Raw genomic sequence first — 22,640 nt, forward strand, 5'->3', positions numbered from 1 at the left:
GATTGAAACATCAAAAGAAACGGTCAAAAAGTAAACTGATTATTTGGAGTATCCTAATTTTAATTTTCGTTACAGTAGGTGGTTTTTGGGCGGTTGGTCATTTTGACTCCAAACAGCCGACTAAACCCAAAACAGTCCGGCTCACAGCGATTGGTGATTCGCTAACATATGGTGTGGGTGATCCTTCCGGTAAGGGTGGTTATACAAACTTAATTCGAAAAAAAGTGAACCGAAGCCAGCACAATGTTGTTATGACGACCTCAAACTTTGGCATTTCAGGTGAAACAACCGATCAAATTAATCATCGGGTCATCACATCGAAAAAATTGCAGGCCAGTATTAAACAGGCTGATGTCATTACAGTTACTACCGGTGGAAACGATATGTTGCACTTTTTAAAGGGTAACATTGGTATCCAAAACGATAAATTACTGTCTCAACAGCTCAAAAAATATTCGTTGGTTTATCAAAAGCGGGTGACGAGATTGCTGGAGAGTATACGTCATTTAAACAAGCACGTTCAGTTGTTTGTCTTCGGAATTTATAATCCGGTTTACGTTTACTTCCCACAGGTATCGTTTATTAGTCGGTCTATTCAGGTCAATAATCAGATCACTAAACGGGTCGTTTTGGGTCAATCCAACGTTCATTTTATTCCAATCGACAAAAAGCTTTCAGATGGCCAGTATCAAACTGCCCAGTCCAGGACAAAATTAAGAAAACAGGCAACCGTATTTAATCATAGTGATATGGCTGCCGGAGAGCTGGAAAAAATGTTGGGTGGTCAATCAACCGAATCAAATAAATATCTTTCTGACGAAGATCATTTTCATCCTAATAAACTCGGCTACGGGATTATGACTAATTTACTGTATAAAGAAATGCGCCAATATCTTAATTGGCTTAAGGAGTGATTAACATCAACAATCAACGAACCGGTCATCAACCAAAGAGAAGAAACCCTTGGAAAATGGCCTTTTTCACTATCATTGGATTAATTGTCATTGGCTTTTGCGGCTTTTTTATTGCCATTCACTTATCCTCTAATGAAACCATTTCAACCAAACAACCAACAACGTCTGATGAACGGTCGGTTTCAGTTTCGTTGAATAAAGCCCAGTTAAATAATTTGTCTCAGTATTATTTAAATAAAGTTCAAACTCAAAATAATGGGCAAGCCAAATATCATTTCGAAGTTGCTAATCAAGGGATTGTTTACGGTTCAATTAAATTATTGGGATCAGACGTCGACTACTCCATGTTTTTTACACCAAAAGTTTTGGCTAATGGGAATGTGGAATTACATGCCACGAAAATGTCACTGGGAAAATTCCCAGTACCAATCAGTTTTGTTCTCCTTAATGTTAAACATGCCTATAAATTGCCCAAATGGGTCAAACTGATTCCTGATAAGAAAATGATCAAGCTTGATATCGTTCATATGAATGGCAACCGTGGTTTGAATTATCGTGCTCGACAGATCAACTTAAACGGACAAGGAAAATTCGCTTTTGACATCATTTTGCCAAAGGAAGCTCAAGGTGACTAATATGCTAAAAACTTTTTATCAATTTTTAATGACCAAGCGTAATCCAGGCAGCAGTGAACCAATTGCGGAATTTGCAAACAACGCATTTTATGATCAATCCTTTCCAAAGCAGTTGACTGATTTTGATGCCTTATCAAAATATCTCGAAGAAAATGCTGATTACCTGCCAAGTATGGAAATTTTCGATGACGTTTGGAAACAATACGAGGAAGATATGTAAAGGAAGTGACAATATGGCTGTTACAATCCAGTGGTTTCCCGGACATATGGCAAAAGCCATTCGACAATTCGAAGAAAATATCGGCTTGGTTGATATTGTTTTCGAAATTATCGATGCTCGAATTCCATATGCGTCACAAAACCCGGAAGTTGCCAGAATTACCGGTGAAAAACCGCATCTTTTCATTTTAACCAAAAAAGATTTAGCGGATCCGCGATTAACGCAACGCTGGCTGGATTCCTTTAAATCAAAAGGACAACCGGCAATTGCAGTAGATGCAAAAACAAAATTTAATATTGGAAATGTGCTATCAGTCATTTCACCGCTATTAAGTGAAAAGTTGGCTCGAGAGGAACAAAGGGGCATGAAAAAACGTCCAATTCGTGCAATTAGCGTAGGCGTTCCTAACGTTGGAAAATCTACTGTACTTAATCGCTTGGTTAATAGGCGCGCCGCTCAAGTCGGTAATCGCCCGGGCGTTACCAAAGGCCAACAATGGTTGAAGGCTGGAAAAGAACTTGAGCTGCTAGATACTCCCGGAATTCTCTGGCCTAAATTCGAAAGCCAGGAAATAGCAAACAAATTAGCACTGACAGGCGCTATTAAAGACAGCGTCTTTGCCAGTGATGACATCGCCTTATTTGGGTTAAATCATTTTCGGGAAACAAATCCGGGCCAATTAAAAGAACGCTACCGACTTTCAGACAGCGACTTTGATTTATCTGATGTCGATTTATTACTTGCCATTACCGAAAAAATCGGCATGCGTGATGATTATGAACGGGCATCCAATCGCATCATCCAAGATATCCGAGGCAATAAACTTGGACGATTTACTCTGGATAATCCGGAGGAAGTTAATCAAAATGACGAAACAAACCATTAATCAGATTAAAGAAAAGCTGGCATTGATCAATGATTTGGATGACACTGTATTTAAAACGCTTTCAGATGATCCACGAAAGGGCGTTCAACATTTGCTTCAGACGGCCACTGCTCGGATCAAAAAAAGGCAATTGGAAAAAGCTGAATTTCAAAGTCGTTTTAAATACGAACGGTCTTTCTGGCACCGTGGTGTTAACTATGTTGCCGGTGTGGACGAAGTAGGACGTGGTCCCTTAGCTGGTCCCGTTGTAGCCTGTGCAACTATTCTGCCTCGAGATTTTGATTTGATTCAGGTCAATGACTCCAAGCAGTTAACACCCGAAATAAGGGCACGACTGGCGCCCCAAATTAAGCGGGAAGCAATCAGCATTGGTCTTGGACTAGTTGATAACAAAGGGATCGATAGGTTAAATATTTATGAAGCGACACGGGTTGCGATGAAACAGGCCGTTAATAATCTAACTCAACAACCGGACGAGATTATTGTAGATGCCATGCAAATTGCTGTTCCGATTCATCAAACCCGGTTGATTAAAGGGGATGCCAAAAGCATCAGTGTTTCAGCTGCCAGTATCGTTGCAAAAGTCTATCGGGATACCTTAATGGACCAATATGCACAACAGTATCCGGAATATGACTTTAAACATAATGCAGGATATGGAACAGCTAAACATTTATCCGCCTTAAAAAAATACGGTGCGACCCCAATTCATCGAAAAACATTTGCGCCCGTTAAAAATTTCTTGTAGATAAGTCTTCTTTTTTTGCGTAAGTATTCTTAAAAGGGATGGAATATGATGTTTTTAAGAGACTTTTTATTAAGAATTCACTTGTGTAATGGAATTGGAATTGTCGGTAAATCAAAAATTTATGATTGGATTCAATCACAGAAATCAGCTCGTTTTGACGTACCATCTGTTGACTCATTAATTAAAATTGCCAATATTCGTGGGAAAAATGTCACACGCTTTTCATCAACCTACATACAATTAATGAACCATTCGGATAGGGTTGATCAACTTGTTGATTCTGAAAAATGGCTGTGCATCTGTGATGAACACTACCCTTATCAATTAAAAGAAGCTTATACACCGCCCCTGGTGATGTTTTATAGAGGGGACTTAAACCTTCTAAGTGAGCAGATGCTTGGCATTGTAGGCGCAAGAGACGCGACACACTATTCCATGGAGATTTTGAAACAGTTACTCCCGGGACCGCTTTTAAACAAATTGGTCATTGTTTCTGGATTGGCGAAGGGTGTCGATACTTGGGCACACCAGTGCGCCATCGCCAATCATGGTCGAACAATTGCCGTGATCGGTACAGGACTAAACATCGCTTATCCAAGTATGAATCAACAGCTGCAGCAACAAATTGCAGAGGAACAATTGCTTCTTAGCGAATACCCAAATGGCAGTCGTGGTTATAAGAATCATTTTCCGGAGCGAAACAGAATTATCGCGGGATTGGTTGAGAGTGTTCTCGTTACCGAAGCGAAACACCATTCCGGAAGTTTAATCACCGCAAATTTAGCACTCCAAAATAATCGAAATGTCTTAGCAGTTCCAGGCCGGATCAATCATTATTTATCCGCGGGTACCAACGAATTAATTGCTGCAGGGGCCAAACCAATTTTACAGTCAAATGATGTTTTGGAAGAATATATTAGTTGACACAAGAAAACACTTGCAATATGATGTGGTAGATTTGAACTCAGAAATAATAACAAAAAAGTCTACTATAATTTATCCGGAAAGAAAGGAGAAAAAATGGCTACTTCAACAAAATCAAAACCTAAAGCAAAGCCAAAAGTAAAAGCTAGGGCAAAACGACGTTTACCAAAAAAGAATTTGGTGATTGTTGAGTCCCCAGCTAAAGCCCGTACCATTGAAAAATATTTGGGCCATTCTTATAAAGTCGTTGCCAGTAAGGGACACGTTCGTGACTTACCAAAGAGTAAAATGGGCGTTGACATTGAGAACGATTATGAACCACATTATATTTCAATTCGTGGAAAGGGCGACACTATTAAAGAATTGCGGTCAGCTGCCAAGAAAGCAAAAAAAGTTTATCTGGCGGCCGATCCGGATCGTGAGGGTGAATCGATTGCGTGGCATTTGTCACATATTCTTGATCTTGACCCAAACGATGATAATCGTGTGGTCTTTCATGAAATTACCAAAGATGCCGTTAAAGAATCGTTCAAACATCCGAGAAATATTGATATGGACTTGGTTGACGCCCAACAAGCCCGTCGAATTTTGGATCGACTAGTTGGATATTCAATTTCACCACTTCTCTGGCAAAAAGTGAAGAAAGGTCTGAGTGCTGGACGGGTTCAGTCAATTGCACTTTGGCTGATTATTAAACGAGAAAAAGAAATTGAAAACTTTAAACCTCAAGAATACTGGTCAATTGATTCTGAATTTAAAAAGGGACGCAGTAAATTCAAAGCCAGTTTCTACGGAATAAAAGGAAAAAAGAAGGACCTACCGAACAACGATGCGGTTCAGGACATTTTAAAACAACTTGATCCAAAAGCCGACTTCGATATCACAAAAGTCGTTCGTCGTGAGCGTAAACGTCAACCACAGCCACCATTTACAACCAGTACATTGCAACAGGAAGCCAACAGAAAACTAAATTATCGGACTCGAAAGACAATGATGGCAGCGCAACAATTATATGAGGGCATTAACATTGGTAAGGAAGGCAGTCAGGGACTGATTACCTATATGCGAACCGATTCAACTCGTATCGCAACGATTGCCAAACATGAAGCATCAACTTTCCTGCATGAAAAGTACGGAGCAGAATATGCGGCTACCAAACCAATTAAAGGAAAGCTTCCGGAAGGTGCCCAGGATGCCCACGAAGCGATCCGACCAACGTCCGTTTTTCGAACACCTCAAAGCCTTAAGCAATATCTTACAAGAGATCAGTTCAGACTTTATCAACTCATTTGGTCAAGATTTGTTGCCAGCCAAATGACGCCAGCATTGATGGATACGATGGCAGTCACAATTGAACAAAATAATGTGACATATAAAGCTAATGGATCCAAAATGAAATTTGACGGATTCTTGAAAATCTATGGTGATGGAAAAGAAAAGGATAATCTTCTTCCAGACTTGGAAACCGGCGATAAAGTCAAGCTGATTTCTAATAAACCGGACCAACATTTTACACAACCACCAGCCCGCTTCAGTGAAGCAACGTTAATCAAAGCGTTGGAAGAAAACGGTGTGGGTCGGCCATCAACGTATTCACCAACGTTGGAAACCATTCAACGTCGATATTACGTTAAACTGGTTGGCCGCCGTTTTGAGCCAACTGAACTCGGAGAAATTGTTAACAAGATTATTGTTGAATACTTCCCGGATATTGTTAACATTGACTTTACAGCTAATTTAGAAGATAAATTAGATGACGTCGAAGAGGGCAAAGAAAATTGGATTCGTCTTGTTGACACATTTTACAAACCATTTTCCAGCGAGGTTGAATCTGCAACTGAAAATATGGAAAAGGTTCAGATAAAGGACGAACCTGCCGGCTTTAATTGTGACATTTGTGGTGCACCAATGGTCATTAAGATGGGGCGTTATGGTAAGTTTTATGCTTGCTCACGCTTTCCGGACTGCCGCAACACAAAAGCGATCGTTAAAAAGATTGGGGTCACCTGTCCAAAATGTCATATTGGTGAAGTCATTGAGCGTAAATCAAAGAAGAATAGAATCTTCTATGGTTGCTCACGTTTCCCAGACTGTGACTTTGTTTCATGGGACAAACCAATTGGCAGGAACTGTCCAAAAGATGGTCATTTCTTAGTCGAAAAGAAAGTTAAAGGCGGCACCCAAGTTGTCTGCCCAAATGGCGACTATGAAGAACCCGCACAAAAATAGTGAATAGTGAGTAAAAGGAAGTTGAGGCGATGTAAATTGCCCAGCTTCCTTTTGTTTACCCGTATATTTTTGATTGCGCCAAAAACATGGATGCCTCATACTTGTCAATATGTTGTAAAATCAAGTTAAGATAAAGTTAGGAGGAAAATTATGGATCATACAACTCATAGTACCTGCACGACTATTTTGGTGGGTAAGAATGCCAGTTACGATGGCTCAACCATTATTGCCAGAAATGAAGACGCGGGCGTCGCAGTCAATCCTAAAAAGTTCGTTGTCGTTCAACCTGAAGATCAGCCAAGAAATTATCAATCAAAGCTCAGCAAATTTTCGATTAAGCTACCGGATAATCCGGTGCGCTATACATCTGTACCGGATGCTACTCCGGAAAAAGGGATTTGGGGTGAAGCCGGCGTAAATGCACATAATGTTGCAATGAGTGCGACCGAAACGATTACAACAAATCCGAGAATTTTAGGGGCGGACCCACTCGTTAAAAATGGGTTGGGTGAAGAAGACTTGTTAACCATTACTCTGCCTTATATCAAATCTGCAAAAGCAGGTGTAGAACGTGTCGGTAGTCTCTTGGAGAAGTACGGTACTTACGAATCCGACGGGATTATCTTTTCAGACGTAAATGACATTTGGTATATGGAAACAGCAGGTGGCCATCATTGGGTCGCTCAACGGATTCCGGATGACAGTTATGTGATTGCGCCAAATCAAACCGGTATTCAAGAAATTGATTTTGACGATCCGGATCATTTTATGTATGCAAGTGACTTAAAAAACTTTGTGGAACAACATCATTTAAATCTCTCGGATAATTTTAATTTCCGAAAAATCTTTGGATCAGATACCCAACTTGATCACCATTACAACACGCCCCGAGCCTGGTACGGCCAACGATACTTTAACCCTGAAACGGTAAAAGACAAATCCCCAATGAGTCATGATCTATCATTTATATGCCATGCAAATCGAAAAATCACGATTGAAAATATCAAATTCGTTTTAAGCTCACATTACCAAGATACGCCATATGATCCCTTTACGCCTGGAAACGATTCTCAAAAGATGCCGTTCCGACCAATCGGCTTTAATCGAAATCAGGAATTATCTGTTATTCAATTGCGGCCATATGTACCATCAGACTATTCAGCAATTCAATGGCTGGCATTTGCGGCTAACCCGTCAAATACATTGGTCCCGTTCTTCACAAACGTGCAAGATACGCCGGATTGCTATCGAGACACAACAAAAATAGTGGACAGCCAAAATGCCTACTGGGTGAATCGGCTGATTTCATTAATTGCCGCGGACCATTATCATGCAGTGATGGATGATATCGAAGCTTACCAAGATCAATTAATGGGTTATGGTCATAAGCGAATTACCCATATTGATAACAAAGTTGAGGGACTATCAGGTTCCAAACTGACTGCTTCTCTTCAGGCCGCAAATGAAAAGACGGCCGATCATGTTGTTAAAGCAACCAGAAAATTGCTTACAACAATGCTGACAAAGACCAGTAATGGTGTCGCTGGTTCGTTTGATCGAAAACATTATTAATCAACAAAAAAACACGAGTTACCCGAGAAATTGTCGGGCACTCGTGTTTTTATTAAGGGATCGGCCTATAAATTAACATCCTGCTTAAAATTAATTGGTGAAAGGTCAGTTGAAGCGGTGACCAATTCGCTAATGAGTTTATTGTAGGCATTTAAACTGATTTCAGAATTTTTAAAGTTCACCTTTGTTAAATAATTGTCCAGCTCCGGACCATTGAGTTGAGCAGCGAGCGCAACAGCATCCGTCTGTTTGACAGCTTGTTGCAGCTTAACCCGCAATGCCGCTTTTGTATCATTTAATTTAGGACTCAGCTGAACATAGTGGGGATCTACCAATACACCAGCTAATTTGTACGTCCAGTAAGCCTCATCCGGTGCGTAGGAACCGTGTGCATTGTGATAGGCAGTCGGTGTATCGCTAGCGCCTGCATAGAAGGGCACAAATGTGCTTTGTGCAGCTACCCCCATTGCCAGCCACTGAATGCCTGCTAATCCAACCGGCATAGAAGGGCGTATTTGCAGGATATGGGCCTCTTGAGTCTTTGCCAAGCTAATTGGCCGAAAACGATGTTTGTCGTCCTCAGAGCCCTCTCCAATTGGATCGTAGGGGGTTCCCTGGTAATGACTGCTTAAGAAATCCTGAACATCGAATACACTTAATTTTCGGTTTGCCTGATTGATAAACGGCATTTCCTGACTGGTAGGCTCAACGTCCAACTTGGGGGAAAATAGCTTTAAGCCATACCAGACACGCGGCGTATTATAATACGTATCAGATAAATCCGCTGTTCCAAAAATTTTTCTGAAATTAAATGTTTTTCCCGTTGAATCGGGATTGAGATGGTTGGCTTCAACAAATTGCCGTAGGTCGGTCGACCACATGAAATGGTCCGGATCGTCGAAATCAATTTCTTGAATGGCGCTTTGATTGGCGATAACGGCATAACTGTCATCCGGGATTCGTTGGGCAACCCAGCGATGACCGCCACCGGTTTCCATATACCAAGCTTCATCCTGGTCCGCAAATAAAATGCCGTTTGATTCGGACGTGCCATAATGTTCAACAATCTGACCCAAGCGTGCTACTCCCTCACGTGCTGTTTTAACGTAAGGTAAGACAACAGTTACCATTGCCTCCTCACCAATACCGTCTTTTTCCAAAGGGTCGGCACCCAGGGCAAGATCATTTGTATAGGTGCTTTCGGTCGCACTCATCGCAACGCCATATTCGTTAAAACCGTTTTCTTCGAACAGACCGAATTTATCAGTCCATTCGGGAGTGGCAGAATATTTGGCACGCATTTTTGGCAGCGGCATTTTAAATCCGTTATCATTTGAAGAAAAATTCTGGGGGTTGGAAAAATCTTTTCGAGCATGAATCACATAATTCTTTGGCCAAGACGATTTACTGTCCTCGTTTCGGGCAATCATGATGGACCCGTCGATGCTGGCGTTTTTGCCAACGATCATACTGGTACATGCTGAATAATATTTTGTTGGAATCATGATGAATATCTCCAATCGTTAAGGATTTTGACTTCATTAATTGTACCATCTTTTTTCACGAAAAATGTTATAACGAATCCAAACTGTCCGCTCAAAATTTAATTGCAGGTCATCATAAATTACGGTATACTTTTTTCAATTAAAAAATTTGGAGGAACCTCATCATGCCAATCGTAAATATTCAACTTATTGCCGGCCGTTCACAAGATCAATTGAAAGCATTAGTCGCAGACGTTACTGCAGCTGTTGTTAAGGATACCGGTGCACCGGCAGAACATGTCCATGTGATTTTGGATGAAATGCAAAAGAATCGTTACAGTGTAGGCGGCGTTTTAAAAAGCGACGAAAAATAAAGATGACTAATCGAAAATATGCTATTGATCATGTCTAAACGGTCAAGCATAAAAGTGGCCTGGGTAAACGTTAAGTCTCCCAGGCTCTTATTTTTTGAACAGTGCATCCAACACGAGCAATTAATTATCCTCAAAGGATTGTATTTAACGGTCACGGATTTCTCATTGGTTTGTTTGGGGTTATATTGTATACTAATTAGGTAGAATTCGAATAAATGCATTAATAACAAGAATGGAGACGTTTACATGGACGATCAACAATACATAATGGCGATTGACGAAGGTACCACCAGCACACGGGCGATCCTTTTCAATAGTAACGGTGAGATTGTTGGTAAGGCTCAAAGAGAATTTCATCAATATTTTCCTAAATCCGGTTGGGTCGAACATGATGCCAACGAGATTTGGAATGCGGTTCAGTCCGTTATTTCCGAAGCACTGATCAACGCTGAGGTTCCTCCTTATAAAGTCCGCGGTATCGGTGTAACCAACCAACGGGAAACAACGGTTATTTGGGATAAAAACACGGGCGAACCGATTTATCACGCGATTGTTTGGCAGTCAAAACAGACCGCAGACTTGGCCAATCAATTAAAAACAGATGGTTATGATGATTTGATTCACGAAAAAACCGGTTTAATTATCGACTCATACTTTTCGGCTACAAAGATTCAATGGCTTTTGGATCATGTAGAAGGCGCCCGTCAAAGAGCGGAGAATGGTGAGTTGTTATTCGGGACAATCGATACTTGGATACTCTGGAAATTGACAGGTGGCAAAGTCCACGCGACCGATTATACAAACGCCAGTCGAACAATGTTGTTTAATATCCATACTTTAGAGTGGGATAAAGATATTTTGAAGTTATTGAACATCCCTGAAAGTATTCTGCCGGAAGTCCATTCTTCATCGGAAATTTACGGTTATACGGCCGGCTATACTTTTTCCGGTGTCCAAGTGCCAATTGCCGGAATTGCCGGAGACCAACAGGCTGCTTTGTTTGGACAAATGGCCTATCAACGGGGAATGATTAAAAACACCTATGGTACCGGTGCTTTTATCGTGATGAATACCGGCGATCAGCCGACGTTGTCCAAAAGGGGGCTTTTAACCACCATTGCGTATGGCATTAATGGTAAAGTCACCTATGCTTTGGAGGGAAGTATCTTTGTAGCCGGTTCGGCCATTCAGTGGCTGAGGGACGGTATGAAAATGGTTGCCAATTCACCTGAATCTGAACAAATGGCAATTGATGCCAAAAGCAGCGATGGTGTTTATGTGGTACCTGCATTCACTGGTTTAGGAGCACCATATTGGGATCAGGAGGCCCGTGGTGCCGTCTTTGGGCTTACAAGGGGCACGACAAAGGAGCAATTCGTCCGTGCCACATTAGAGTCTTTGGCATATCAAAGCCGGGATGTTATTGATACGATGATTTCAGAAACCGGTCTTGATTTAAAGACACTTGCCGTGGATGGTGGTGCCGCCAATAATAATTATTTAATGCAGTTTCAGGCAGATATTCTTGGTACGCCGATTCGAAGGGCGGCTATTTCGGAAACGACGGCTTTGGGCGCTGCATATTTAGCCGGATTAGCAGTTGGCTTTTGGAATTCCTTGGATGACATCAAGAAAACGGCTAAGGCACGGGATGCCTTTGATCCTAAAATGAATGTAGACGTTCGTGATGACCTTTACACGGGTTGGCAGCGTGCTGTTCACGCGACCATTCAATTTCACCCTACAGAAAATAACTAAAGTCAAAATATTTTTCAGGTCTATACAAAAAGCGAAAGCAACGTGGATATACGCCGTTACTTTCGCTTTTTTATTATCTGTCAAAAAAATTATCCCACGGCCAAATTTAAGTAGTCTTCCAAGTAACGGGCAACACCGTCTTGATCATTGGTGTATTGGGTTACCTCATCCGCGCTTTTCTTGATGGAATCGATCGCATTTTTCATGGCAACTCCTGTGCCTGCGTATTTCATCATAGTCGCGTCATTTGCTTCGTCTCCAAACGCAATAATATCTTTTTGTAGAATGCCATAGTAATCGGCCAAAAACTTTAAACCGGTCGATTTATGGATGCCTTTGGTCGCAATTTCGACAATTGGGTGTGGGCCACCCCAGGGAGAAACTTCAACTTGATCACCAAAATGATGTAAGACATAGTCCATTAATGCTTGCTTTTGTCCGGGCTGCTCAACTTGAACCGTAATACTAATTGGATTATCTTTAAGGCTTTTCTGATTTAGGATTTGGTTGGATTGTAATGTGCTTGGGAAAAATCCGAAGCCACTACTAATGCCACGATTTGCCAAAAACAGGTCCCGACCTTCAACTGCGATCAGATTTAATCCAAGCTTTCGGCTATTGGATAGAAGCTCCATCACAATTTCTTTATCAATTGTGTACTGGTATTCGCGCTCCCAATTTTTATGTGGTAAAATGCCTAAGTTACCATTGAAATTGATCATTGGTGTATTTAAATGAAGGTCGTCATAGAAACTTTCAGAAAGTCGGTTGGGACGGCCGGTTACAATACTGACCACACAACCTTCTTTGACTGCCTGGTTAATTACCGACTGTGTCCTGGAACTTAGTTGTGCATCGTCATTCAACGTTGTGCCGTCCAGGTCCAACGCGATCATTTTTTTAGAAATAATTATCACTCCTTAACCAGCATATTCATTAATACTATCGAAAAATAGGACGCTCGTCAATTTATTCGAACGTGCGATTGACTTGAAAATTAAATACCTTTAAGATATTTTAGAAGTTACGTACAAAAATAACTTACCGACTTCCAACTATAATAATTTGACATTTTATGATTAGAAAGGATCCATCATGCAGTTACCAGATGATTTTAAAAATAAATATACAAAATTACTTGGTCAACAAGAAGCATTGCAGTTTCTTGCCAGCTTTTCAAAAACAGCTAATCATGGTTTTCGACTTAATCCGTTAAAACAAAATCAGCCGGTTAATATCGACCTGAGTCATCCTACAGCCCACTGCCAATTGGGGTATTACGGTGACGTTAGCGGTAAAACCGTTGCCCACCAAAGCGGGGCGGTCTATAGCCAAGAACCCAGTGCTATGTATGTAGGCGAGGTTGCCGCTCCCAAGGCGGGTGAAAGGGTATTGGATCTCTGTGCTGCACCGGGCGGTAAAACAACTCACGTTGGCAGTTACATGGCAAATTCGGGACTGCTGATCGCAAATGAAATTGATCATAAACGCTCTAAAGTTTTGATGGAAAATGTGGAGCGGTTTGGGCTAACCAATACGATTGTAACTAACAGTACCCCTGAAATAATTGCTAAACAACTGCCAAACTTTTTTGATCGAATACTGGTAGATGCGCCTTGTTCCGGGGAAGGCATGTTTCGAAAAGATCCTGACGCGGTCTCTTATTGGAGCCTTGGTTACCCAGAAGAATGTGCAACCAGACAACGCCAAATTTTAAGTGAAACCGTTAAAAACTTGAAACACGGTGGGGAATTGATCTATTCAACCTGCACATTTGCACCCGAAGAGGATGAACAGATTATTGCTTGGCTTGTCAAACAATATCATTTTGATATCTTACCGGTTAAAAAATTCCCTGGAATGGACAACGGTCGACCTGATTGGGCAGATGGCAATCCGGATTTGGTGAATTGTGTTCGCATTTTTCCAAACCATTTTAATGGTGAAGGCCACTTTATTGCCAAATTGAAGAAACCGGAAGAAAGTTCGAGCCCAATACCACATCCATCTAAGCAAAAGAAGCGTCGCCAACGCGATACCAAAAATACCACAACGTTATCCGCAGATCAAAGAACGTTATGGGAAAATTTCGCAGCCGAAATGCTTAAGACGCTTCCAATTGGAAATCTAAGAACTTTTAAAGAAACGTTGTATTCGGTACCATTAGAAACCCCTGATCTTGGAAAAATAAAGATTGTTAGAGATGGCTTGCAATTGGGTTTCTTCAAGAAAAATCGGTTTGAACCAAGTTATGCTCTTGCCTTAGCACTTCGACCGGATACGGCAAAACGGGTCATTGACATTTCAACTGATGATTGGAAAAAGTATGTCCACGGAGACACCTTTACAGTTAATAAGGAGTTGAAAAAGGGCTGGTATCTGTTAGCCTGTGAAGGCCAGTCAATCGGCTTTTCAAAGATCGTGAATGGAACGGCCAAGAATTTCTTTCCAAAGGGACTGCGGTTTCAGCCAACTAGTTCCATTAATGATGCTAAATAACGATTAATTATTCCAAACTCAAAAACGGCATTCAACCTTTAAATTCAAAAGGATGAATGCTGTTTTTATTTAGCCTTTTGTTCATTTGTTAGAACGATTTGTTTTCTCAATAAAAACCAATTTTTTAGCCGTTGATCGTTTTAAATCAAAAACATAATTTGGAGAATCAAAGCGCTTGATGTCTTCAACCATCGTAAGTTGGTTTTCCGCAATAAAGCGAACCATCTCGCCACGAGCCATTTTTGCCAACGTAGCCCTGGTTTTTAATTGCCCATTAACCAAATGACCAAACACAACATCTATAAATATATCATTTGGCTTTAAAAAGGGGATAATTGCCTTTGAATATTCCCTGGAAGCCAAATTAATGATGGGCTCTTTATTAATGTTTAAGGATTGATATAAACGATCTCCCCAAAATGAATAAAGATTTTTCATGCCCACCAGAGGAATATGTGCCTGCATTTCCAGTCGATAGGGAACAACTCCGTCAAATGGTTTAAGAATTCCGTAAAGCCCAGATAGAATTCGAAGATTTTCCTGAATATAATTAAGGGCAGGGGCTGTTAAAATATCCGGTGCCATATATTGATATTGGATGCCAGTAAAACTAAGAACGGCAGGGGTCAGTCGACTGGTTAGTTCCATCTTTTGTAGTTGATCATAATTAGTTTTGGTCAGCTTGTCACTGGTATGCCAGAGGGCTTGAGCATCTGCGTAAGTTAACTCTTGCATGGCTTTTAGAAGCTTTTGAGAGGCTCTTAAATATATTGGAAGGTCCTTCACCTCAAAATCATTTAAATTAGTGACCATTTTTTTAGCTGGGGAGATGATGAGTTTCATGAGATTAATTGATCGTTTCCTTTCATTGTCGTAGTCACTTCATCGAGTAAAAATAAGGATTAAATCTATTGTAACCGAAAGTATAGAACTCGTCAGATGGACAAATAAGTCGTTTGAGTTTTAAGGAGGCAAAATAAACAAACACCAACCCTTTGGCGAGTGGTGTTTGTTTATTTTAAAAAAATGATCAATAAGTTAAATGCCTTTGTTCCAAGTATGACGCTAGGGACGGCGGTAAAATCAATTTCTTCTTTTGCAGTTCAGTAATATTCTTTGAGTTGGTCAGCATCATAATGGTCTTTAACCCATATTGCCACTGTTCAATAACCCTAATGACTTCATCAATATTTTCGTGGATAACCAGATGTAGAAACGTCCCGGCAACACCAACTGCGTGACTTCCAAGTGCCAGGCATTTAGCAATATCCAAAGGGGATTTGACGCCACCAGAAGCCAGAACAGTCAAGCGGTCCTGGAAGGGTCGACTTTCCATTAAAGATTCCGGCGTTGTTAATCCCCAATCTTTAAGGTAAGCCATCTCTTTATCACGCCGCCGAAAGTTTTCAATTTCAGCAAAATTAGTTCCACCCTGGCCACTAACATTTACATAGCCAACACCCAGGTCAATCAGTTGCTGAATAGTCTCACGGCTCATTCCAAAGCCGACTTCTTTAACAATAACCGGTACTGAAAGCCCCTCAACAATTTGCTTAATGTTGGTTAAAAAGTTAAATTGGCGGTCACCTTCCGGCATAATGAGTTCCTGAGCAGGGTTAACGTGAAGTTCCAAAGCATCTGCATCAATCATAGCTACTGCATGTCTGGCGTCATTGACCGTTTTATTAGCACCTATATTGGCAAATAAAAGGCCGTCCGGATTAACCTCACGGGCAACCGTAAACGTCTCAACCAAAGAAGTGTCACTGAGAGCTACACTTTGAGAGCCAACAGCCATGGCAAGTCCTGTTTTCTTCGCAATTGTTGCCAATTTTTGATTAATATCCCTTGTATGCGGACTGCCACCCGAAATTGCTTCAATGTAGAAGGGAATTTGAAGGTTTAACGGCCCAATCTTAGTTGAAAGGTCAATTTCAGAGAGTGCATATTTTGGCAGACTTTGATGAACAAATCTAAGCGGGGCAAAAACATCGGTATCCTGATAAAACTTTTCAGCTAACGAAATATGTTCGTCTTTTCGATGTGAATGTTTTGATATCATTTTGTCTCCTTAGCAAGATCAATAACTGGGTGAACTCTTAAAGACAATCTGGTAATGCCATTTTCTTCCCAACGTTTAATAAGTGATTTAATATTTTGATTTTTATCGATAACGACAATGCCACAATCACCGCCACCGGCTCCCGAAGATTTGGCTGCCGCTGAATGAGCAACCGCAATATCACACATTTTTTTGAGGGTCGGCGTTTCAATTTGAACCTTTGAGAACTCCGCCAAACGTTTAAGGATCTCACGATTTTTTTGAATGCCGGCTTGAATGGTCGATAAACTTCCGTTTTTAAAACCATCGATCAAATCATTTAAACACTTCTTGCTGTCAATTAAGAATTGATTGTAAGTTTCATGCTGACGGCTTTTTGAAATGGCCACTTTGTCAACTAAATGCGAAGTTGAGGCAGGAGATCCTGTCCAACCAATAATCAATCGAAGATTTTCCGGTGGCGTTAATTGTGTGATTGTCAAATCAGGCCATGGCTGGTCAACTAATTCTGTCAGGCTTTGTTGACGATGAGCAGCCATTAACCAATTACGGTCAAATGATTGGTAGGCGATCCAGCCTCCATAGACACTCGCAGCCACATCGCCCAAAGACCCGTTTCCCTGAACATCCAAGTGAGCTATTGCCGATAGTTTAAAGAGTTTACTCTTGGTCAGAGGAATCTGATAAAACTCACAAAGTGCTTTCACAGTTGCAACCGTCACAGCTGCTGATGATCCCAAACCATATTTTTTGCCATTCGGACTATCCAAATCGCTATTAACGCGAAGATCATAAACTTCCATCCGTCGGCCAAGTGTCTGGGCATATTCTTCTGTTAACCGAATAGCAGAAATAATGTAATTAAATGTATTGTCCCGGTTATCGAGAATCATCTGATCCCCCTGACGCCGCCAGAAAACCGAATCTTCACGGTATTGTTTGGAGACAATGCTCCCAAAGGACTTGCTCCGAGAAATTTCAACTGTCACAAATTGATCCAAGGCGACAATAATTGACGGGTAGCCGGTTTCAACCACGGCATATTCACCCGCAATGTATAATTTTCCTGGAGCCTTAGCGGTTATCAAGTGATCATTTCCTTTCAAAATTATAAATATTGAACTCCTGGTCCAGGCTTTGCAATAATCACGTTTTGATCACCTAAGACCTGTGCAAATGTTGCGGAGATTTTTGCAACCGTTGACTGCTGACAAAGAACTTTAACGTTTGGACCGGCATCAATTGTGTAATAACACTCGGTTCCTTGGTGACGAAGCTGCTTGACCAAATTCATAATTGCCAATGTTTGACCATTGAAATATGTAAAACTGGGATCAGCGCTTAAAGTAAGTGCATGCATTCGCATCGCGTTGAGTTCACTAATCTTACCAAAACGGGTAAAATCACCTTTTTCAATAGCCGATTTTAACTGAAGAAGATCGGCCTGACAGGTTTTTACCCAAGCCGGATAGTAGGGTGAAGTTGTCACAGACAGGTGCATCCCTTGTCGACTCGAAACAGCTTTTTGGCCACGTTCGACAGTCAGTGCGACAACTCGAATATCATTTAAGCCGGAGTCTGGTAATGGCTTGGCGTATGAATCGGCATCATTTGTTCCTCGTTGCCATTCAACAAAATGACCAAACACAGACCGGCATGCAGATCCGGAACCACGTCTGGCAAGTTTGGAAAGTTCGGTTGCATCCAGATGAAGTCCGGCTGCCTCACTGGCTGATGCTGCGAGTGCGGCAAAAGCAGAAGCCGATGATGCCAAACCCGCAGCGGTGGGGACGTGGTTCGTAGAAGAAATTGATGCAGGGATGGCAATTTGTGCCTTTCCTCTCACAATTTCCAAGAAATCATGAACCCGCTGACGACTTTTTTCAGAAGGTATCTGACCATCGATTATGATCTGATCGGTTGATAACGATTCATCAAACCAAACGGTGGTGTCCGTATAAAAATGATCCAAGGTCAACGATAAACTACTGGTGTAAGGGATGATTAACGATTCATCCTTCTTCCCCCAATATTTAATGAGTGCGATATTAGTATGGGCCCGTGCAGTGACGGGATTATTTGACAAGGTTGCCATTGTTATCTCCAATTGAAAATTCATAATTTGTGAAAGATTGAATCCATGTTTGAGTGGCACCGGCCTTAAGTAACTCAGTCGCCACTCTTTGAGCGTCTACCTGATTTTCAACAATTGAAATCATACAGCCACCAAGTCCGCTACCGGTTAGTTTGGCACCAAGTGCACCATTTTGAATTGCAATGCGGCAAAAATCATCCAATTTCCGAGTACTGACACCCAGTTTTGACAGATTGTATTGGGACTGGGTCATCAAGCGGCCCAAGCGCTGCTCATCTGATATCTGCAATGCCTGGCGGGCGTCCTTGGCAATTTGGCCCAACTGATCAATTAAGGGTTTTGCAAATTCCGGTTGATCAAGTAAATTATCGTGAACCATCGACACTGCTTCGCCGGTTTTCCCCTTAATACCACTGTCAGCAATCACTAAAGAAGACTTGGATAAATTAAAGTCGATTTGTTCGTTAATTTCATTTCGAATGAACCACACCGGTGTATCGGAACTGGCCGTTGCAGTATCCAAACCGCTCGGATTACCATGAGTAATCTTTTCTTCAACATCGGCCAATCCAAGAAGCCGGTCACGGGTCAGAGGGGTTTCAAAAAGTTTAAAGAATACCCGAACAATCGCAACAGCCGTTGCTGCTGAAGAGCCCATCCCTCTTTCAGATGGAATTTTACTATCGATCTCAAGATGGAAATTCAAGTCGGTTGCATTAAAAATCGTTAACAATTCGTGAATAAGCACACTGACACCCTTTAAGTTATCAGCCATTTTACTTATGGGTCCATCAAAGTAACGGCAGTTAATGGTCTGACCGGTAACGTCGGTTTTAATACTGGTGTGGACATCTACGTTATATAGCGGCAGGGCAATAGCAGGCTTTCCATAAACCACACTATGTTCACCGAACCAAATTATTTTTGCATAGCTTTTCGCTTTCGCATTTTCTTTCAATCTTTATCCGCTCACTTTCAAACAGTCCAATTTTATCATAATTTAAGCGCAGAAAGAATCGTAACCATTTTTTTAAAATATTCATAAAAAATAGAAATTAAGTAATCATAAATAATCGGGGGTAACGATTCCTTAATTAACACTAAATTAAGTTAACACCAATTGATTATTTTGAATTGTTTCTTAGTATATAAAAATATCAATCTCGTTCACACTTATTTTCAGTAGCCTAACACATCTTGACTGTAGTAACATAGTAGATAGTGTATTGTTTAAGAATCATTATTAAAAATTAAACGATTTTGGTGAAACAATTATGAACTCAAAAACGACTTATGCGGTTGTTGATATAGAGACAACCGGAACAGATATGAGTGTTGACAATCGAATTATTCAGTTCAGCTGCACGTTGGTGGCTCACGGTAAAATTGTTGAAACATATGTGAGTGATATTAATCCTCAACGTGAGGTACCCGAACGAATTATTCAATTGACCGGCATTACGCCTGAACGATTAAAGAAAGCACCTACTTTTGACCAGGTATCTTCTAAATTATATAAACTTTTAAGTGGAACAGTCTTTGTTGCTCACAACGTTAATTTCGATTTTCCATTTCTCAACGGTGAATTTCAACGCGTGGGGTATCCTGAATTGGACATTGAGGCTATTGATACCGTTACTTTAAGTCAAATTCTGTTACCAACACTCTCAAGCTATCGGCTTCAGGACCTTAGCGCCTATTTTAATATTATCCACAATCATCCACACACTGCTGACAGTGACGCACTGGCAACCGCCAAGCTCCTGTTAATACTACTTCGACAGGTTAAGATGCTGCCTCGAAGAACGCTTGAACAAATCATTCAGATCAATCCTTCATTACCACTTGATACGATGAAAGTTTTTATACAGGTTAACGATGAAAATCGGTCAGAATCATTAGCAGAAAAATTGCCGGATCAGCTTAAATTATCGGCCGGATTGGTTTTGCGAAAACGGGAGCCGATTTTAAATGAACCTCAGAGCAAAACGGCGGAAGCCAAATTCCCAAAGACCCGAACTGCTAAATCCAAAATTTTACCGCCTCATTTGGAATCCCGAATTGAACAGAACAAGATGATGAACATGATTTACAACAACTATGCCAGCGATGGTCATCATCCTGCCAAACCACTCGTTATCGAAGCACCAACCGGCATTGGAAAAAGTTTGGGTTATAGTTTGCCGTTCAGTTATTTGGCAAGCGCGCAAAAGCCCGTTGTCATTAGTACAGCAACGACTTATCTGCAGTTTCAGCTTCAAAATCAGACATTGCCATTATTGAATCAGAGTTTGCCCTTCAAAATTAACAGTGTCATTTTGAAGGGGGCCAGTCACTACATTGATCTCAACAAGTTCCGTCATTTATTATTTGTTGCCGATAGTTCCGTTCAAACCGCCTTCATTAAAGCGCAAATATTAGTTTGGCTGACAATGACGACTACTGGAGATCTTGACGAACTGCACTTGAACGTGGAACAAACGCCATTCGTTTGGACAATTCAACATTCCGGAGTGAAGTGGCTCGATGCGAATTCACCTTTTTACGACGAAGACTTTTTACGATATAACTTAAAAAAAGCTCAGAATGCCGATTTTATTATCGTAAATCACAGCTATTTGCTTAAAAACTGGCAGTTCTTTAGTGACTTCCCGGTTAAACCATACTTATTAATTGATGAAACCCAGCAATTTGCTGAAACAGCGATCCGAAATAATCAAAAACAAATTAATCCTTTGGCCGTTATGTCAGCGGTTAATCGGGTCCGAGGTGATATTCAGGAAGGCCATCATGGAAGTGCGAGGGATGCCTTCTCCGGTAACAGTGTTTTAAACAACTCTGCTGACGATCTTGATGAAACCCTAAATCAAATCAAAAGCCTGCTCAAGCAGCTGACCCATCGTCTATATAGCCAGATGATTGCTAATCAACAGCTCCACAAAAATGCCAGCTTCTTTGTGCGGCTCATTCCAATCAGCGACCTTAAGGCCATCATTAACGAAAATCGGGAAACCATTACCCGGCTTCAGGATAAACAATCCGAAGTGGAAGACCTGTTAATTCGGTTAAACTCTGAGATCGATCATTCTACTGATGCATTCACTAATCGCGATTACTCCAGTATATATGACCTTTATGAAGACTTTAACGAGTTTGCCGAAAAGCTGACATTTTTGCTCTCCATCATTGATATGGATGAATCAGCGATTAATCAAAATGTTGTTTGGGTAACTGTCAATCATGTAAAAGACATTAACAGTTTTACAATTAATCAAGGCATTTTAAAAACCGAAGATTACTTGAATCACCGCATCTATGCATCATTTGAGCCTCCAACTTTCACAGGCGCCACGATTTTTTCATCAAGACGATCCCAATTTATTTTCAACTTACTGGGAATCGATCGAAAGGCTGCCTCTGTTAGGAGGCTTCAAAGTGACTTTGATCCTAAGAATCAAGCTCGAATCTATCTAATTGATAAGCAGTCAAAGGAACACTTTATAACCAACTCCGATGACTATCTGCAACAGGTTGCCCAGTCAATCAAAAAAATTTATCAAGCCTCGCCCCGGCAAACCCTAGTACTATTTAATTCATTAAAAGCAATTGAAAAAACACATCAATTTCTTTCTAAAGACGGTTTTACGGCCACTCATCTGGTATTGGCTCAGGGCGTTAACGGTACCGCTGCCCGCCTAAGCAAGCAGTTTATTCATAGCGAGCCGGCTATTTTATTGGGAGCCAACACATTCTGGGAGGGTGTCGATTTTCCCGCTCATTTATTGGAAAATTTGATTATTGCTCAGCTTCCATTCGATACGCCGGAAGATCCGTATAATCATGCGCTTTACTCAGTTGAACGTAGTAAGGGCAAGAATCCGTTCTATAGTTTGGCTTTGCCTAAAGCAACACTAAGGCTACGCCAGGGAATGGGACGACTATTACGAACAAAGGCTGACTATGGCACTATTTTTGTATTGGACCCCAGATTAACAACCAAACGCTATGGACAAACAATTTTGACCAACTTAAAAAATGAAATTCCTGTGATGACCGGACAACTTGACGATTGTATTAATGACATGGTTAAGTTTTTTGAAAGCAGGAATTAAGGTTATCCCGATAAGTTGATTATTTGATATAATAAAAAATGTATGTGGAAACTAGTTGAAATCTGTTATCAGTATTCTTTTCAGCCACATGTTTTATGAGGTACCGTCAATCAAATTATTTGGAAGGA

General features: G+C 41.0%; 19 protein-coding genes. 12 read left to right on the top strand and 7 right to left on the bottom strand.

Annotation, left to right across the window (positions count from 1 at the left end):
• Nucleotides 1-2: 2 nt before the first annotated feature.
• The 8 genes from GQR93_RS07545 to GQR93_RS07580 all read left to right on the top strand — a co-directional run bounded on the left by GQR93_RS07545 (nucleotide 3) and on the right by GQR93_RS07580 (nucleotide 8,128).
• Nucleotides 3-914: a GDSL-type esterase/lipase family protein gene (locus GQR93_RS07545; RefSeq protein WP_003553957.1), complete on the top strand. Its 912-nt coding sequence runs from the start codon at nucleotides 3-5 to the stop codon at nucleotides 912-914.
• A 56-nt stretch (nucleotides 915-970) separates the two neighbouring features.
• Nucleotides 971-1,549 carry a YpmS family protein gene (locus tag GQR93_RS07550; RefSeq protein WP_225442021.1) on the top strand — a complete coding sequence of 193 codons (579 nt, stop codon included), beginning with the start codon at nucleotides 971-973 and terminating at the stop codon, nucleotides 1,547-1,549.
• A 1-nt stretch (nucleotide 1,550) separates the two neighbouring features.
• On the top strand, nucleotides 1,551-1,769 hold the full coding sequence (locus tag GQR93_RS07555; RefSeq protein ID WP_003553961.1) for a YozE family protein: 219 nt from the start codon (nucleotides 1,551-1,553) through the stop codon (nucleotides 1,767-1,769).
• A 13-nt stretch (nucleotides 1,770-1,782) separates the two neighbouring features.
• Entirely contained in the window at nucleotides 1,783-2,655 is an 873-nt protein-coding gene (ylqF, locus tag GQR93_RS07560) for a ribosome biogenesis GTPase YlqF (RefSeq protein WP_003553963.1), read from the top strand.
• Nucleotides 2,636-3,403, top strand: a complete 768-nt coding sequence (locus tag GQR93_RS07565) for a ribonuclease HII (RefSeq protein ID WP_003553965.1) — start codon at nucleotides 2,636-2,638, stop codon at nucleotides 3,401-3,403. The genes ylqF and GQR93_RS07565 overlap by 20 nt, the downstream gene beginning before the upstream one ends.
• A gap of 48 nt (nucleotides 3,404-3,451) precedes the next feature.
• On the top strand, nucleotides 3,452-4,327 hold the full coding sequence (gene dprA / locus GQR93_RS07570) for a DNA-processing protein DprA (protein ID WP_375711572.1): 876 nt from the start codon (nucleotides 3,452-3,454) through the stop codon (nucleotides 4,325-4,327).
• A 96-nt stretch (nucleotides 4,328-4,423) separates the two neighbouring features.
• The gene (gene topA, locus GQR93_RS07575; RefSeq protein ID WP_003553968.1) at nucleotides 4,424-6,556 is read left to right on the top strand and encodes a type I DNA topoisomerase; all 2,133 of its coding nucleotides are present in this window, start codon (nucleotides 4,424-4,426) and stop codon (nucleotides 6,554-6,556) included.
• A gap of 150 nt (nucleotides 6,557-6,706) precedes the next feature.
• Entirely contained in the window at nucleotides 6,707-8,128 is a 1,422-nt protein-coding gene (locus GQR93_RS07580; protein ID WP_159298736.1) for a C69 family dipeptidase, read from the top strand.
• Nucleotides 8,129-8,193: 65 nt separating this feature from the next.
• On the opposite strand, the gene GQR93_RS07585 is transcribed toward GQR93_RS07580, so the two are convergent.
• On the bottom strand, nucleotides 8,194-9,633 hold the full coding sequence (locus tag GQR93_RS07585; RefSeq protein ID WP_003553972.1) for a C69 family dipeptidase: 1,440 nt from the start codon (nucleotides 9,631-9,633) through the stop codon (nucleotides 8,194-8,196).
• Nucleotides 9,634-9,797: 164 nt separating this feature from the next.
• Here GQR93_RS07585 and GQR93_RS07590 point away from each other — a divergent pair, with 164 nt between their 5' ends.
• Both GQR93_RS07590 and glpK read left to right on the top strand, forming a co-directional pair.
• The gene (locus GQR93_RS07590; RefSeq protein ID WP_003553974.1) at nucleotides 9,798-9,986 is read left to right on the top strand and encodes a 2-hydroxymuconate tautomerase; all 189 of its coding nucleotides are present in this window, start codon (nucleotides 9,798-9,800) and stop codon (nucleotides 9,984-9,986) included.
• A 246-nt stretch (nucleotides 9,987-10,232) separates the two neighbouring features.
• Entirely contained in the window at nucleotides 10,233-11,744 is a 1,512-nt protein-coding gene (gene glpK, locus GQR93_RS07595; protein WP_003553976.1) for a glycerol kinase GlpK, read from the top strand.
• Nucleotides 11,745-11,833: 89 nt separating this feature from the next.
• On the opposite strand, the gene GQR93_RS07600 is transcribed toward glpK, so the two are convergent.
• A complete protein-coding gene (locus tag GQR93_RS07600; RefSeq protein WP_003553979.1) occupies nucleotides 11,834-12,661 on the bottom strand; it encodes a Cof-type HAD-IIB family hydrolase in 828 nt (275 codons plus the stop codon).
• A gap of 178 nt (nucleotides 12,662-12,839) precedes the next feature.
• Here GQR93_RS07600 and GQR93_RS07605 point away from each other — a divergent pair, with 178 nt between their 5' ends.
• A complete protein-coding gene (locus GQR93_RS07605; protein ID WP_003553980.1) occupies nucleotides 12,840-14,243 on the top strand; it encodes an RsmB/NOP family class I SAM-dependent RNA methyltransferase in 1,404 nt (467 codons plus the stop codon).
• Between the two features lie 81 nt (nucleotides 14,244-14,324).
• On the opposite strand, the gene yaaA is transcribed toward GQR93_RS07605, so the two are convergent.
• The 5 genes from yaaA to mvk form a co-directional block, all read right to left on the bottom strand.
• A complete protein-coding gene (gene yaaA / locus GQR93_RS07610) occupies nucleotides 14,325-15,086 on the bottom strand; it encodes a peroxide stress protein YaaA (RefSeq protein WP_003553983.1) in 762 nt (253 codons plus the stop codon).
• A gap of 187 nt (nucleotides 15,087-15,273) precedes the next feature.
• Nucleotides 15,274-16,305, bottom strand: coding sequence for a type 2 isopentenyl-diphosphate Delta-isomerase (gene fni, locus GQR93_RS07615; RefSeq protein ID WP_003553985.1), 1,032 nt, complete (start codon nucleotides 16,303-16,305; stop codon nucleotides 15,274-15,276).
• A complete protein-coding gene (locus GQR93_RS07620; RefSeq protein ID WP_223801123.1) occupies nucleotides 16,302-17,393 on the bottom strand; it encodes a phosphomevalonate kinase in 1,092 nt (363 codons plus the stop codon). Before GQR93_RS07620 ends, fni begins: the two co-directional genes overlap by 4 nt.
• A gap of 20 nt (nucleotides 17,394-17,413) precedes the next feature.
• Nucleotides 17,414-18,424 carry a diphosphomevalonate decarboxylase gene (mvaD, locus tag GQR93_RS07625; protein WP_003553988.1) on the bottom strand — a complete coding sequence of 337 codons (1,011 nt, stop codon included), beginning with the start codon at nucleotides 18,422-18,424 and terminating at the stop codon, nucleotides 17,414-17,416.
• Nucleotides 18,381-19,358 (bottom strand): mevalonate kinase, encoded by a 978-nt coding sequence (mvk, locus tag GQR93_RS07630; RefSeq protein WP_003553990.1) that lies wholly within the window; start codon nucleotides 19,356-19,358, stop codon nucleotides 18,381-18,383. The genes mvaD and mvk overlap by 44 nt, the downstream gene beginning before the upstream one ends.
• A 316-nt stretch (nucleotides 19,359-19,674) precedes the next feature.
• Here mvk and GQR93_RS07635 point away from each other — a divergent pair, with 316 nt between their 5' ends.
• Nucleotides 19,675-22,512 carry a helicase C-terminal domain-containing protein gene (locus GQR93_RS07635; RefSeq protein WP_003553991.1) on the top strand — a complete coding sequence of 946 codons (2,838 nt, stop codon included), beginning with the start codon at nucleotides 19,675-19,677 and terminating at the stop codon, nucleotides 22,510-22,512.
• Nucleotides 22,513-22,640 lie beyond the last annotated feature (128 nt).

The organism is Lentilactobacillus hilgardii (genome assembly GCF_009832765.1).
Taxonomy (GTDB): Bacteria; Bacillota; Bacilli; order Lactobacillales; family Lactobacillaceae; genus Lentilactobacillus; species Lentilactobacillus hilgardii.